The 15,353-nt window shown below is 47.2% G+C and carries 12 protein-coding genes; all 12 read left to right on the top strand.

All coding sequences use genetic code 11. The features are described 5' to 3' along the window. Nucleotides 1–254: 254 nt before the first annotated feature. On the top strand, nt 255–2,147 hold the full coding sequence (locus tag EYS13_RS08430) for a PrkA family serine protein kinase (RefSeq protein ID WP_227761759.1): 1,893 nt from the start codon (nt 255–257) through the stop codon (nt 2,145–2,147). A 35-nt stretch (nt 2,148–2,182) separates the two neighbouring features. Beyond that, nucleotides 2,183–3,304 (top strand): sporulation protein YhbH, encoded by a 1,122-nt coding sequence (yhbH, locus tag EYS13_RS08425; protein WP_227761758.1) that lies wholly within the window; start codon nt 2,183–2,185, stop codon nt 3,302–3,304. A gap of 604 nt (nt 3,305–3,908) precedes the next feature. Then, nucleotides 3,909–4,166, top strand: a complete 258-nt coding sequence (locus EYS13_RS08420) for a DUF444 family protein (protein ID WP_227761757.1) — start codon at nt 3,909–3,911, stop codon at nt 4,164–4,166. Between the two features lie 169 nt (nt 4,167–4,335). Further along, complete coding sequence (locus EYS13_RS08415) at nt 4,336–6,384, top strand: molybdopterin-dependent oxidoreductase (RefSeq protein ID WP_227761756.1); 2,049 nt, start codon at nt 4,336–4,338, stop codon at nt 6,382–6,384. 12 nt (nt 6,385–6,396) lie between these two features. Further along, nucleotides 6,397–6,963: a 4Fe-4S dicluster domain-containing protein gene (locus tag EYS13_RS08410; protein WP_227761755.1), complete on the top strand. Its 567-nt coding sequence runs from the start codon at nt 6,397–6,399 to the stop codon at nt 6,961–6,963. A 57-nt stretch (nt 6,964–7,020) separates the two neighbouring features. Beyond that, entirely contained in the window at nt 7,021–8,250 is a 1,230-nt protein-coding gene (locus EYS13_RS08405) for a PucR family transcriptional regulator (protein WP_227761753.1), read from the top strand. Nucleotides 8,251–8,453: 203 nt separating this feature from the next. After that, nucleotides 8,454–10,823 (top strand): molybdopterin-dependent oxidoreductase, encoded by a 2,370-nt coding sequence (locus EYS13_RS08400; RefSeq protein WP_227761751.1) that lies wholly within the window; start codon nt 8,454–8,456, stop codon nt 10,821–10,823. Continuing rightward, on the top strand, nt 10,820–11,440 hold the full coding sequence (gene dsrO / locus EYS13_RS08395; RefSeq protein WP_227761748.1) for a sulfate reduction electron transfer complex DsrMKJOP subunit DsrO: 621 nt from the start codon (nt 10,820–10,822) through the stop codon (nt 11,438–11,440). The genes EYS13_RS08400 and dsrO overlap by 4 nt, the downstream gene beginning before the upstream one ends. An 18-nt stretch (nt 11,441–11,458) precedes the next feature. Then, nucleotides 11,459–12,685 (top strand): NrfD/PsrC family molybdoenzyme membrane anchor subunit, encoded by a 1,227-nt coding sequence (nrfD, locus tag EYS13_RS08390; RefSeq protein WP_227761747.1) that lies wholly within the window; start codon nt 11,459–11,461, stop codon nt 12,683–12,685. Next, nucleotides 12,675–13,409, top strand: a complete 735-nt coding sequence (locus EYS13_RS08385; protein ID WP_227761746.1) for a TorD/DmsD family molecular chaperone — start codon at nt 12,675–12,677, stop codon at nt 13,407–13,409. The genes nrfD and EYS13_RS08385 overlap by 11 nt, the downstream gene beginning before the upstream one ends. 177 nt (nt 13,410–13,586) lie before the next feature. Continuing rightward, nucleotides 13,587–14,699, top strand: a complete 1,113-nt coding sequence (locus EYS13_RS08380) for a 4Fe-4S dicluster domain-containing protein (protein WP_227761745.1) — start codon at nt 13,587–13,589, stop codon at nt 14,697–14,699. Beyond that, nucleotides 14,690–15,319 (top strand): molybdenum cofactor guanylyltransferase, encoded by a 630-nt coding sequence (gene mobA / locus EYS13_RS08375; RefSeq protein WP_423055270.1) that lies wholly within the window; start codon nt 14,690–14,692, stop codon nt 15,317–15,319. Before EYS13_RS08380 ends, mobA begins: the two co-directional genes overlap by 10 nt. Nucleotides 15,320–15,353 lie beyond the last annotated feature (34 nt).

Genomic DNA, 15,353 nt, shown 5'->3' with positions numbered 1-15,353 from the left:
AAATATAGCCTTATAGCCTACACACTTCTTCGCTATCATCTAAAAATTTCCTTCTGGCAGTATAAAAATTTTGCAATAATTTTCTATACCGGGAGAAAGAGCAGAGCATAAACTCATAGCGTTTGGGGGAGACCGCAAAAGTGCTTTTCAGGTCTTAGATCCTAAATTCTGAATCCCTTGCAGAATACATATACATAATACTGGACTTTATACTGGGCTTTGCGGCAAGCAACTGCCTTTGGGAGGGATGGCCGATGGATATACTCAAACGTTTGGAGGAGTATAGACGCCAGGAAAAGGAACTGGCTTGGGAAGGTACCTTTTTAGATTATTTACAGCTGGTGGAAGAGAATCCCAAGATAGCCCGGCTTTCCCACGCCAGGATTTACGATATGATTAAAGCGGCCGGTATCTGTGAGGAGAATGGGGTTAAAAAATATAATTTTTTTGCCGGTGAACTTTTTGGCTTGGATAAAACCCTGGAAACCCTGGTGGAGGAATATTTTCATTCTGCAGCCAGGCGTTTGGATGTGCGCAAAAGGATTTTGCTTTTAATGGGCCCGGTGAGCGGGGGAAAGTCCACCATTGTGTCTTTATTGAAGAGGGGTCTGGAGGCATACTCCAGGACAGCAGAAGGTGCAATTTACGCCATCAAAGATTGCCCCATGCATGAGGAACCGCTGCACCTTATCCCGAAAGCGCTGCGGCCTGAATTGGAAAAAGAACTGGGGGTTTATATAGAAGGAAACCTTTGTCCTTCTTGTCAGCTGATGCTGCAGGAAAGGTATGGCGGGCGGATTGAGGAGGTGATGGTGGAACGGGTTATCATTTCCGAAGAAAAACGGGTGGGAATAGGCACTTTCAGTCCGTCGGACCCCAAGTCCCAGGATATATCGGAACTGACAGGCAGCATCGATTTTGCCACCATCGGCGAATACGGCTCTGAATCTGACCCCAGGGCTTACCGTTTTGACGGGGAGTTGAACAAAGCTAACCGCGGTATTATGGAATTCCAGGAAATGCTAAAGTGCGATGAGAAATTTCTCTATCATTTATTGAGCCTGTCTCAGGAAGGCAATTTCAAGGCAGGCCGTTTTGCCCTGATTTCCGCTGATGAGGTAGTGGTGGCCCATACCAACGAAAGTGAATTTCGCTCCTTTATAGCTAACCCGAAAAATGAAGCATTGCGCTCGCGGATTATGGTTGTGCCTGTGCCATACAACTTGCAGGTGAGCGCCGAAGTTAAAATCTATGAAAAGTTAATCAAGCAAAGTGAGCTGGATACGCATCTTGCACCCTATAGTTTATGGGTTGCGGGCGTTTTTTCTGTCTTATCGAGGCTTAAAGAGTCTAAAAAGCAGGGCATGGATTTGGTTAAGAAAATGAAACTCTATAATGGGGAACACGTGGAAGGTTTTACGGATAAAGATGTGGTTGAACTGCAGCAGGAAGTGTTGGGTGAAGGCATGAGCGGCATTGACCCCAGGTTTATCATGAACAGAATTTCCAGTGTCCTCATCAGCAAGGGAAAAAAATGTATTAACGCCCTGGATATTTTGCGGGGCATCAGGGAAGGTTTGGAAAAGCATCCTGCCCTTAATAAAGAAGAGAAGAATACATTGTTCAATTTGCTGTCTGTAGCTAAGAAAGAATATGATGAGGTACTCAAAAAGGAGATGCAAAAAGCCTTGCTCACGTCCTATGAAAAAGCAGCGCAAAACCTTTTCGACAGTTATTTAGACAATGTTGAGGCTTACTGCAACGGAGTAAAAGTGGTTGACCCGGTAAGCGGGGAAGAATACGGACCTGATGAAAACCTGCTCCGAAGTATTGAGGAGCAGATTGGCGTCAGCGAAAATGCTAAAAAAAGCTTTCGGGAGGAAATTTTAATCAGGCTTTCCACACTGGCAAGGCAGGGTAAGAAATTCGGCTATGATTCCCACGGGAAACTCAAAGAGGCTGTAGAAAAGAAACTGTTTGCCGATTTAAAAAATACCATCAGGTTTAATTTATTAAGCCAGAACCCTGATGCACAGCAGTTGAGCAGGATAGAGGACGTATTGGACCGGCTGGTGAAAAATTATGGTTACTGTAAAGTGTGTGCCTTTGAGGCCTTGAAGTATGCCGGCAGCCTGCTAGCCAAGTAAAACAGGGTGTAAATTACCCGGATGGGGTGAGACAATTGCCGGAATTTTTTGTTTCCCGCCAGGACTGGTCCCTCTGCCGCCAGGCTTATCTGGACCAAAAGAGACATCTGGAAAGAATCAAGGAAGTGATTAGAAAAAACTTACCCGAAATTATCAGTGAAGAAAACATAATCATGGCGGAGGGCAACAAGATCATCAAAGTTCCGGTCAGGTCCCTGGAAGAATATCGCATTCGCTTCAGCCTGGAAAAGAATAAGCATGTGGGCCAGGGGAAAGGACAAACGCAAGAGGGGGATGTGTTGGGCAGCAGTTTAGGTACGAAAGAAGGCAAAGGGGCCGGTGACGAGCCGGGTGATGATTACTATGAAGCGGAAGTGACTCTGGATGAACTGGAAGAAATGATTTTCGAGGATTTGCATTTGCCCAACCTGAAGGAAACAAAAAAGCAGCTTTTACTTGCCGAGTCGAGCCAATATAAAGATGTGCGCAAAACAGGGCTCATGGCTAACGTAGATAAGAAAAGAACCGTGCTGCAGTGTTTGAAGCGGCGCTCTTTAAGGGGTGACAAGGAGCACAATAAAATCACTCCCGAGGATGTGATGTTTAAAACCTGGGACGCAGATGTAAAAGAGCAGACCAGCGCCGTAGTGTTAGCAATGATGGATACTTCCGGCTCCATGGGTGTGTTTGAAAAATACATAGCCCGCAGCTTTTTTTTCTGGATGGTGCGTTTCTTGCGCACCAAGTATGAAAATGTGCAGATTATATTTTTGGCTCACCACACCAGAGCAAAAGAAGTGAGTGAGGAGGAATTTTTCACCAAGGGAGAGAGCGGCGGCACCAGGTGTTCTTCGGTTTACCAGCTGGCACTGGAAATTATCAATGAACGTTTTAACCCCAGGGAATATAATTTGTACCCTTTTCATTTCTCTGACGGCGACAATTTGCCTTCGGATAATGAGAAATGCCTGGAACTGATTCAAAAGATCCTGCCTCTCTGCAATCTCTTTGGCTATGGAGAAATTATCAATCCTTATTATCGCACCAGCACCTTGATGGCGGCGCTGAAGAAGATCGATGACCCAAATTTTGTAACAGTTACCATCAAGGATAAAAATGAGGTGTACCCGGCATTGTGTAAATTCCTGCGGCCATAACCACGAAAAAATATAAAAAAATAAAACGGGAACATAACGGTCTACCTTGCACTACTGCAGATGGCTTATTACCAAGCTATGATCTTGCGACCATAACCAAGCAGTTCACCACCTGCAATAATGGTTCGTTCGACCGTACAGGATACCTGTACAGCCGTATGCAACCTCTCGGCTGCATACGACCGTTAATTAGTTAAAACCTGCGGCACCCTGTACGATCTTCGCTCGACCCTATACGATAGGTTGGGACCCTACTGCAATCATAACAGTTTTAAGATACGACTGCAGCAGAGCCTTTCCCTACCGTATAGAATCTGCCCTCCGACTGCATACAGGCCCTGCGACCTGTATGCAATCTTTGGCAGACCCATATACGACCCGGACCGGATCATACATGGATCTTGGCTCAACCGTTATGTTCCTGTTTATATTGTAACCTGAAATCAACAGTATATTCCCAAAAATATTGGTATATTATTCCATTATTATTAAAACAATATTAGAATGTTTTGCCGTCTTTCGTTATTGACATGGGAACTGATATAATTTACGTACAGAGTTGCTTAAATAAGTTTAAGCGACCTCTAAGCTTGAAAAAAGCAGTATGGGGAGAAATCAGCTTTCTGACGGCGACAACTTGCCTTCGGATAATGATAAATGCCTGGAACTGGTTCAAAAGATCTTGCCCCTCTGCAATCTTTTTTGCTATGGAGAAATTGTCAATCCCTATTATCGCACCAAAACCTTGATGGCGGCTCTGAAGAAAAACAGTGATTCTAATTGTGTTACAGTTACAATCAAGAATAAGCATGAGGTCTATCCTGCGTTGCGCAAATTTCTGCTGCCGAAAAATTTGCTGTAGACAGCCTGCAGTGGTAAAAAAGCGCAAATTACAATGTTAAATATCGATAAACGCCCATTTTTTTGTTAAGATTTAAACAATAAAATTTTCGATTGCCCTTTCAGCAGTTTACCTGATCAGTTTAAGAATTTTCGAATCAATATCCAGCAAAAAGCCGGAGGTGTCTGTTGTGAGAAAAGTTTTCCGTAACCTTTGCCCGCGTAATTGTTTTTGTACCTGCAGTATTTTAAGTTACGTGGAAAACGGAAAACTGGTGCGGGTCAGTGGCGACCCCGCCCACGGATTTACCCGGGGGAATCTTTGTGCAAAGGGTTATGCTTACGTGGAAAGGGTCTATAGCTCACAGCGGGTCCTTCATCCGTTACGGCAGTTTCCCAGGGGCTCCGGGAACTGGCGCCGGATCAGCTGGGACGAGGCCATGGAAGTCATTGCCTGTAAAATATTGGAATTAAAGGGCCGCTACAATAGTTTTTTCCCGATTTGTTTATGTAAACAGTACGGAAACATGGGGCTGCTGCATTATGCCGCAAATGCCCTATTTGACGGGCTGGGTGCTATTACAGTGACAGAGGGCAACTCCTGCTGGTCTGCTGGGTTGGATGCTTACCTGTACAGTACAGGTGCAATGGAGAAATCCGATCCCGAGGATATGGCAAACAGCAAAGTTATTATTCTTTGGGGGGTCAATCCTGCCTGGACCGCAGTGCATCAAATGTATTTTATCGACCAGGCCAGAACTAGGGGCGCGCAGGTTGTTGTGATCGATCCTATTTTTACGGCAACCGCCGCGCAGGCTGATATTTATCTTCAGCCTAAGGCTGGCAGTGACGGGGCCTTAGCCCTGGGGATTGCCAAGTGCATTGTAGAACATGGGTGGCACGATCAGAAATTCCTGGCGCAGCATGTTCATGGCTATGAACCATTTTTTGATTATTTGGCAAGTATCGGCTATGATTGGATTGAACAAGAAACCGCATTGCCCCGAGAGGCCGTTTGGGCAGTGTCCGAATTGTATGCTCTCGGTTCACCGTCCGTCATTTGGACCGGATTGGGGTTACAACGCCACACTAACGGAGGGCAGAATGTCAGGGCCATAGCGACATTGGCGGCACTGACCGGAAATTTGGGCAAATCCGGAGCGGGCCTGTACTTTCCTTCCATGGCACCCTGGGAATTGTTTTCTTTTTATACCAGGGATTATATTACCTCCAGAAATCCTGTTTTTCACAGGAAAATCAATGTCAATGTCCTGGGAAAAGAGCTGAAAAAAACTGATAATCCGCCTGTAAAAATGCTCTGGCTGGCTCAGAGAGACCTGTTTCAAGATGCTGACACCGGAAGTTTAATAGAAGCTCTGGAACAATTAGATTTAATAGTGCAAGTGGACCATTTTTTGAACCGGAGTTCCCGCTATGTAGATATCTTTTTGCCGACCACCACTCAGTTTGAAGAATGGGATGTGGTGCCAAGCTATTGGCATCACTGGATAGGTATCAATGAACCTGCCATCCCTCCCCTTGGAGAGTGCAAATCAGACCTGCAAGTGGCTTGGGAATTGTCCCGCAAACTTAACGAATTATCACCCGGCATTTGTAGTTTCCCCACTGACGGCAATGAAGAGGAGTGGGTTGCCGGGGAGTTCAACCAGGAGCTATACTCCCGTCTGGGGATTGAGGACTACAGAGAATTATTGCAAGGCCCCCGCAAACTTAAATGGCCTCAGGTAGCTTGGGAGGGGATGAAGTTTAAAACCCCGTCGGAAAAATTTGAAATAGCTTCTGCAACAGCTGCTGGTGAAGGACTGCCATTATTGCCTGTTTACACTGAACCGGCTGCTTTTCCGAAAGCATTTCCGTTCAGGTTGATTACACCCCACAGTCAGTCTGGCAACAACTCCCAGTTTCTAAATTTACCATGGCTTACCTGGGGAATAGGGGAGCCCTGTCTATGGATCAATTCGCTTACAGCACAAAGGTTTGGCTTAAACAACGGTGACCTTGTGAGGGTTTATAACCAGCAGGGCGAAATATTGCTCCCGGTTAAGCTAACTAAAACGATTAGCGAAGATACGTTAGTGTGTTTTCAAGGTTGGTATGGCGGCGGTGGACATGATTTGGGCGACTTGGTAAACGGCACTTACACGGACATGGGAAGCAAAGGGACAGGACGTCCGGCTATTGCTATCCATGATACATTTGTTAACCTTTGTCCCGTTTAAAGGAGGCGCGAGATGCGGCAAGTAGGCTTTCTGGTGGATGTTAGCAGGTGTCTGGGTTGCAGGGCGTGCGAGGTGGCGTGCAAAAATTACTTTGGACTGGGGGAAACACAACGGTATCGCCGGGTGGAAGCGGTGGAGTGGCAGAATAAAGATGGAATAGGTTTGTTTTATCTTTCCCTCGCTTGTAATCACTGCGAAAGTCCCGAGTGTTTTCGGGTTTGTCCTAATCGTACCTACAAGAAGCGGCGGGACGGAATCGTGGTCCATGATGCCGGACGCTGTGATGGATGTTGTTTATGTGTTAAGGCTTGTCCCTATGGCGCTCCACAATATGACGCCGCGACGGGAAAGGTGGATAAATGTGACCTTTGCGTGAGTCGCCTCGAAGGAGGACTAAGGCCGGTCTGTGAAGATGCCTGCAACAATGGCGCCTTAAAAGTGGCCTTCCTTGACCGGATTGATGAGGAAGGATGGGTGAAGTCGGTGCCTTCGTTGCCGAATATTAAATTAACGCGCCCGTCGGTACAGTTTAAACCTCCTGTAATCCGAAAGCAGTGGTTAAGGCGGACCGAATTGTAGCATCTTACAGCTGGATAAACTGCTGTTTGTTGAAATCTACGAAGGGAGGTGCCAATCGTGGAATCAAGTAAGTTGCAAACCATGCTGCTGGAGGCCATAGCCTGTGGCGGGGGAGTGCCTTCCTTAGCCAAAAAAATGGTAGATTTCTTAGGCAATCAAGTGATCGTTACCGATCCATTTTTCAGGATAGTTGCATATCAGGCAAAGCCAGGAGAAGATTTTTGCTGGGGTGACTTTTTACCTGTATCCACGCCGCGTCGTGAATTTCAGGGAGGAGAGTCCAAAATTGAACGGGGAATGCTGGTAACTCCGGAGGGTAAAGCGGTCCCTTACGCCTCATTACCTCTGATGCAGTCAGAACTGGAGGGGTATATTTTTCTTCTGCTCACGGAGACCCGCTACTCAAATGCAATTGCCCAGGCACTGGAACAAAGCGCGCTTATCTTCTTAGTGGCCTTGAAGCAGGAAAGGGAAATCAAGCGAATCCAACTGAAATTTAGAGATGAGTTTATTCACGATTTGTTATACAATAACTTTGAAAACAGGGAAAGCTTGATCTACCGCGGCAAAACTTTTGGCTTGGACTTTTCCCGCCCTCACGCTTTGGCAGTGGTAGGGCTTGATGATGAGGAGTCCTGGGATGCGGAAAAAAATATTGAGCAGATAAAATCCATGTTGCATTCTGCTCTAAAAATGCACTGGGATAACCCTGTGGTGGCCCGGCGAGGAATGTACCTGATAGTTTTGTTGCCTATCGGGAAAAAAGTGACTTTTCCGGAACTGAAGCGAGAGATTGATTCTTTGTTCCGCAAAGCCAAAAAATATATTTACAACAAACTGGAAATATCTTTTTCTGTCGGTGTAGGACACTTATATACCGCGGCAGATGAGCTGTTCCGCAGCTACCAGGAGGCCAAGACAGCCCTGGAACTGGGAAGATTTTTCGATAAGGCAGATGAGCTGACCTATTTTGATGAATTGGGGATTCTTAGTTTAATTTACAAAATGGGGGAACAGGAACTGAAAGAGTTCTGTTACAGTATACTGGGCCCCATTTTGGATTACGACAGAAAACATGAGGGGCAATTTTTGGAGACCTTAAAAACTTATTTCCGGTGCAATGCCGATATCAATGCTACTGCGGAAAAACTGTTTGTCCATGTGAATACTTTGCGTTACAGGTTAAAAAAAGCAGAGGAATTCTTGGGAATTGACCTGAACAATCTGGAAGTACAGCTGAATCTGTTTACTGCATTGAGGATTTTTAGCCAAAAAGGTTGGGGTTAACTGTTCGGTACTTTTGTATAAAACAACAAAGTACCGATTTTTTATTTTATAAAGTGCTACAAAGGCCAATTTTCATGGATAACGAATTGAATAACCAATTAAATTATTAAGCATGGCTAGCGTGAAAGAGGAGGTGAAATTAGTCACAAGCAACGTTAACAATGTCAACAATTAAGTGATTTTACAAGTGAGGAGGTCAGACGATGCAAAATGAAAAGAAAAGTAAAGGCTTTACTATTTCCCGCCGCAATTTTCTAAAGGGCACTGCTGCGGTTGGCGCGGCAGGGCTTATAGGGATTTCGGCAAACAACAGCCTGAAATGGCTGCAACCCGCCCAGGCAAAACCGGAGGTCAAAGAAAATATAGTTAGAAGCATCTGTTCACCTAATTGCTGGCAGACATGCAACCACCTGGTCACAGTTCGTGCCGGCAAGGTGGTGAAATCCGCCCCGGCACCGATGCCGGAGCAGGACTATAATCGCATCTGCCTGCGGGGGCTGACTCATCTCCAACGCCTCCATCACCCGGAAAGAATTAAATATCCCATGAAAAGAGCGGGAGAACGGGGTGAAGGGAAATGGGAGAAGATCAGTTGGGAAGAAGCTTTTAGCACTATCGCCGAAAAATTTTCTCAGCTTCAAGAAAAATACGGCAAGCAATCGATAGCTGTTGTGGGGCAATCAGGGAACTACGGGGTATTAAACGGCGGATACGGGGGACAGTACCGCTTTTCCGGCGTTTTAGAGGCGGTTCATGCTTCGGGTAGTGTTGACAGTTCTATACCCGCCGGATTTGCTCCAACCATTGGAACGGGAATCTTTGACGCCTTTTCCAATGAGAGTTCAGACTGGGTCAACGCCAGGACTATTATTTTATGGGGCAGTTCCTGCGCCGAATCCCAAATTAACGAGTGGCACTTTATCCAGGAAGCAAAAGAAAAGGGAGCGCGGTTAATCGTGATCGATCCCATTTTTACGGCTACCGCGCAGAAGGCGGACATCTGGGTGAACCTGCGTCCCGCCAGTGACACGGCTTTTGCCTTGGGCCTGTTGCGGGAAATCATGGTGCAAGGGCTGGTGGACAAAGATTTTGTATTGCACCGTACATGTGCGCCGTTTCTGGTAAGGAGCGACAACAAACAGTTTGCCAGGGCAGGGAAAAAACCCCTGGTTTGGGATTCATTTTCACAAAGTGCCAAAGCCCATGATTCCCTTGGAATTTCCCCTGCACTGGAAGGGACATACCAAGTGGACGGTGTGGTTTGCACCACTGCCTATTCGTTGTTGTGGGAAAAGGTCAAGGATTATACCCCTGACAAAGTGGCAGAACTAACCGAGGTCCCGGCCAGCATGGTTGTGGAAGTTGCGCATCTGTTGGCCGCCAATAAGCCGGGCGGGATTAAGTATGGTTTTGGCGCGGACCGCTATCACCATGCCAACCTGTTAGGCCAGTCTATGGCTACATTGCTGGCCTTGACAGGCAATATAGGTAAGTCCGGCAATATAGTGGGGATGTCTTTTTACGGTTTTGATCCCATGGTGTATAACACTAGCTGGTTGTTCCCTGCAGGAACCTTTCCCGCGGTGCTGCCACTGATCCAATTGCAGGAAACTATTATCAAACAGGACCCCTACCCGGTTAAAGCCATTTACATTACCTGTTCCAATCTCCTGGTGCAGACCACCGATCGCAACAAGTGGTTAAAAGAAGTATGGCCAAAGCTGGAATTCGTGGTTGCCGTAGATCAGTTTATGAATAATACTATGGACTATGCTGATATTGTCCTGCCTGCGGCCCACTATTACGAAACCGAAGAACCTGTACTTGCCGGAGATATACCTTACGTACTCTACAGGCACAGGGCCGTGGAGCCTTTGTTGGAAGCAAAGCCGGACTGGGAAATCTACCAGGGCATAGCCGGGAAAATGGGATTGGGCAAGTACTTCCCGGAAGGGCTGCAGGCCAGCAAGGAGTGGTTTGATATGCCAATTCTGAAGCAGCAAGGGATCACTTTTGATAAGATCCGCCAGGAACAGGCGGTGCGCTTTCTGCCGAAGCCATATATTCCCTGGCAGGACGGCAAATTCAAAACGGAGAGCGGCAAAGTCGAATTTTATCTGGAAAAAATGGCTCCCCAGGGAGAAGAATTACCGACCTTTAAATGGCCCCTAGAGGCCGGGCCGGATAGTAAGCTGGCAGAAAAGTATCCTTTTGTCCTGTTGACCAGACATGAGAAATTCAGAATCCATTCCCAGTATGAAAATCAACCGTGGTTGAGAGAGCTAAACCCGGAACCTGTTGCCGACCTCAATCCCAAAGATGCTGTTGCAAATGGTATTGCTGACGGGGACATGGTAGAGGTTTACAACGACAGGGGCCACGTAGTTTTGAAATGTCGTTATAATGAATCCATTCGTCCTGGAGTAGTCCATATCCAACAGGGCTGGTGGCGCTACCCCGCAGGACACCATCAGGAATTAACTCACTCGCAGTATAAGGACGGTATTTTCAATTATTCGTTTTTCGATGTACGTGTAGGTTTACGGAAGTTTACTGGGGGTGAATTAAGTTGACCAAGAAATATTGTATGGTCATAGATTTAAAAAGATGTATCGGTTGCCACACCTGTGAAATTGCCTGCAAATTGGAGAATGATGTGCCGATGGGCATGTATTGGAACAGAATCCTTACCGAAGGTGGAAAATATATGGATACTCCCAAGGGGGAATATCCTAATGTACAAAGGGGGTACCTCCCGCTAGCCTGTCAGCACTGTGAGAATGCACCCTGCGTCAAAGTGTGCCCGGTCGCGGCGACCTATAAGTCCGAAGACGGAAGGGTGTTGATTGACTATGAACGCTGCATTGGATGCCGTTACTGTATGGCGGCTTGCCCTTACAGCGTCCGGGTCTTTAACTGGCAAGAACCCGTCCGCATCCCTGATTTTGACTATGGTTCGGCGGATACTCCGAAACGCAGGCGTGGGGTTGTGGAAAAATGTTCTTTCTGCGAACAGCGGGTGAATAAAGGGGAACAGCCTTTTTGCGTGGAGGTTTGTCCAGCACGCGCCAGGCATTTCGGCGATCTGAACGATTCGACCAGCGAGGTTGCGCAGCTCGTGCGCACCAGAAAAGGCGAGCAGTTATTGGAAAATAAAGGAACAAAACCGCAGGTATATTATGTGCGCTAGAAAGGAGGCAGATTTGCCGTGCTGAACAAAAGATATGTGAACACCTGGACGATAATTCTGACGATGCTCACCCTGGTTGGCCTTGGAGCGTGGGTTTATCAGCTTGCCAACGGGTTAAGCGCTACCGGGATGCGCAATATTGTTTCCTGGGGACTTTATATCACGCTTTTTATGTTTTTTGTAGGGCTCTCGGCTGGAGGGCTGATTGTCTCTTCTTCGGCGACAGTCTTTGACCTCAAACAGTTCAAACCGGTGGCTAAACCCGCAGTGTTGCTTTCCAGCACCTGTATTATTGTGGCGACCCTGTTGATCCTTGTGGACCTCGGGCGTCCCGAGCGGTTTTTGAACCTGTTTTTTCATCCCCAATTCAATTCGCCGCTTATTTGGGACGTGATCGTAATTGGCATTTATTTAGTAACTTCTCTGGTATATCTTTATAGCATGACTAGAGCAGAGCCCAGCCCAGGAAACCTCAGGGTGTTGTCAGCTATCGCTTTGCCTGTCGCTATTTTGGTGCACTCGGTTACTGCCTGGATCTTTGGGCTGCAGATTGCAAGGCCCACTTGGCACAGCGCCTTGATGGCCCCTATCTTTGTAGCTTCAGCCCTGGATTCCGGACTGGCCCTACTGCTGATCGTACTGATAGGACTGAATAAGTTCACTTCATTCAAGGTGGAAAAGAAACTGCTCTCCACCCTGGGCGGGTTATTGGCGGTATTCATCGCTGTAGACGTTTACTTTGTTTTCTCAGAGATCTTGACGGGTCTGTATCCTGGCGAGGAACACCTAATGGGGTATTTGCAGCTGATACTCTCCGGGAATCTGGCGCCTTTCTTCTGGGGTGAAATTATCCTGGGGGCAGTCGTCCCTTTCTTGATCCTGGTTTGGCCCAAGAACAGGTTGAAGAGCAGCCTGATGGTACTGGCTTCAGCTCTCGTGGTGGTTGGCGTTTTATTTAAACGCGTTTGGCTGCTGTTCTCCTCGTTCCTATTGCCCTTGATCGGATTTGCTCCTGGGGTAACCCTCGGATCATATCAGATCCCGGAGACATTTGGTCAAGCGGCGACACCTGGCATCTGGGCCACCGTGGGGAGCTATGCGCCGACCTGGGTGGAATTAGCTATTGTGATGGGTATTTGTGCTTTCGGCGCGCTCATCTTTACTGTGGGGACCTATTTTTTCTTGACACCGGCGCAGACTGCAGAAACTTTGCCCGCGCGGGGAGGTACGGTCAATGCAACCTAAACTGACCGATACGGTTTTGAACGGGTTGAAGGAAATGGCTCTTAACCGTAGGGCTACGTATTCCGTGTTGTCAAGAATGTGGGATGAACCGGACCGGGAGCTGCTGGAGGATTTCTTCGGTGCCGGTGGTGCCTTGACACAATTACAGTTTAGCCTTGACAGGATGAATCCGCGTTTAACCGAATTCCAAGAAGGATTACGGCTTATGTCCGGCTTTCTCGACCTGGTGTTAATGGAGTTAAATGAGGAGAGGGAAAAGTCCTTGACAGATTGGCGGGTGGAGTATGCCCGCTTGTTTATCGGGCCCGGCTGGTTCCCTTGTCCACCCTATGAGTCTGCTTACCGGGAAAAACAGGAAGATGGGAGTTTCGGCAATTTGATGGGGGAAAGTACGCTAGAGGTGCGGAAACTATATCAAAAAGCAGGATTAGATGTCGGCACAAAACAGTTGCCAGACTATCATTGTGTAGAACTGGAGTTTATGAGTTACCTCATCGGTCAGGAGGCAGAACAGTATCTCGCAAAAGATAGGGAAGGAGCCAGGAACTGGCAGGATTTACAGGAGATGTTCTTAAAAGAGCATATTGAATTATGGCTGCCTGAATTTTGTAAAGATGTAGAGCGGGAGACCAACCTGAGCTACTATAAAGGGTTGTCAAAAATAACGGCGGCATATATTAATCTGGAAGCTGATCGTATTAATGGACTAAAAAAACTGCTTTAGCCATTTCGGCGGAAGATAGTTCTTTTTTTGCCACATGAGCAATAGTACAGCAATTCTTTACCGTCTTTTGTTTCCGGCACGGAAACTGATATAATTTGTGTAGAGAGTTCCAGGGAAAATACAAAAACTCTGGAACGAACTGCGGAGCTTGAAAAAAGCAGTAGGGGAGAAATCGACATGTGGCAGTCTTTATTTCAGAAAACTTTGCATAAATTTTCCTTACAGGTGGAACAGGCCTATTGCCTGCGGGAGCGTTACAAGCATCATGATTGCCGGCTCTGCAGCGATGCCTGCCCGGCTAAGGCGCTTAAAACAGAAGCTCACTCTCTTCAGTGGGACAAGTCCAAGTGTACGGAGTGCGGGCTGTGCTGCTATCTTTGTCCGACCCAGGTTTTTCGCCTGGAAGCGGAACAACTGCAGAAGGTTGAACAGGCGCTGCTTGGCAAGGAAACAGCTTGTTTCAGCTGCCAAAAGCAGGCTGCCCCGGAGAGCGATGTGATAGTCCCCTGCCTGGAGGCCCTTTCACCGGAAATTTTAATGCCGGCATTTTTGCGGAATATACCGGTGCAAATCTATTGGCAGCCTGAGTGTTGTCAGTCCTGCAATTTCTCATTCCATCAGGAAAAATTGCGCGGCTGGGTTGCCCAGTGGAACTGTTTTAGCGGGAACAGGTTTCAAGTGGAGATTATTCACCGCCCTGAGCTGAAAAAAAACAAGCCCAGAGATTTTTCGCGCAGGGATTTTTTTGCTTTTACCAAAAAGCAATTAACTGTAAAAGTCCGCTCCCTGCTTTCCGATTCAGACTCAAGCAGTGAAATTTCCTTACAAAACAAAGTGCCCCTTTCCCCGAAAAGGGTCTATCTCAAAAATTTGCTGCAAAAAAATCCTGAATTGCGCGCGCAAAATTTATCCCCACAGTTGGCTCGCTTGCTGCGTTTATGTACAATAAATGTCAAAGAGGACTGCAACTTCTGCGACAGGTGCACCGCCCTTTGCCCCACGGGTGCATTGCGAATTGCTGCTGCGGAAAGTTCTTTGCAACTCTTTTTCGAACCCGTAAAGTGTATTGACTGTGGAATCTGCACCGCTGTTTGTCCCCACCTTGAACGTGAGGAGTTGCAGACTCTTGAGCAATGGGATTGCACCTCATTGCTCAAGGAAAGTAAGCTCTTGCCCTGCCCCGCATGCGGTGAACCGGTGCCTGAAGGTGCTGCTTTGTGCCAAAAATGCCAAGCGCAACAAGAACAGGAAAAACTGTTTACGAGCTTGAATAACGACTTGTGGCTGTAGGGAGGTTAACCACTATCTCGGACTGGGGTGAGGATGTGTTAAACTGCAGTGCTATCATTCTTTCCGGGGGCCGCAGTTCCCGTATGAAAAAAAACAAGGCTTTTCTAACTGTGGAAAATTTAACTTTAATTGAAACCCTGGTGCAGAAAATGCACCAGGTGTTTCCGGAAGTGATCATTGTCACCAATGACCCTGAGGCTTACGCTTTTCTGGAAGCCAGTGTTGTCACGGATCTAATTCCCCGCAACGGGCCCTTGTCAGGCATCCATGCCGGGCTGAAAGCCGCAAGCTTTGACTATAGCTTTATCGTTGCCTGCGACATGCCTTTCGTAGACTTAAAGCTGGCCCGATTTTTGGTAGGGCTGGCTCAAGGGCACGATGTGGTTGTCCCCAAGGTGGGACAGCACTACGAGCCCCTTTATGCAGTTTACGGTAAAAGCTGCATTCCTTATATCGAAAAATGTCTGGAACAGCAAATTTACAAGATTATAGAATTCTACCCGGAAGTTAATGTCCGTGTGGTGGACGAACTAACCTTGGCCCGGTATGCCGATTTAAAGAAAGTGTTTCTAAATGTCAATACCCCAGAGGACCTGGAAGCTGCCAAAAGAATGGTATAACTGACGGCACCCATTAGCCGAAATATCTAGGGAG

This window comes from Zhaonella formicivorans (assembly GCF_004353525.1).
Classification (GTDB): Bacteria; Bacillota; DUOV01; order DUOV01; family Zhaonellaceae; genus Zhaonella; species Zhaonella formicivorans.
Note: the sequence above shows the minus strand (reverse complement) of the source record. Positions and strands in the feature narration are given on the sequence as shown.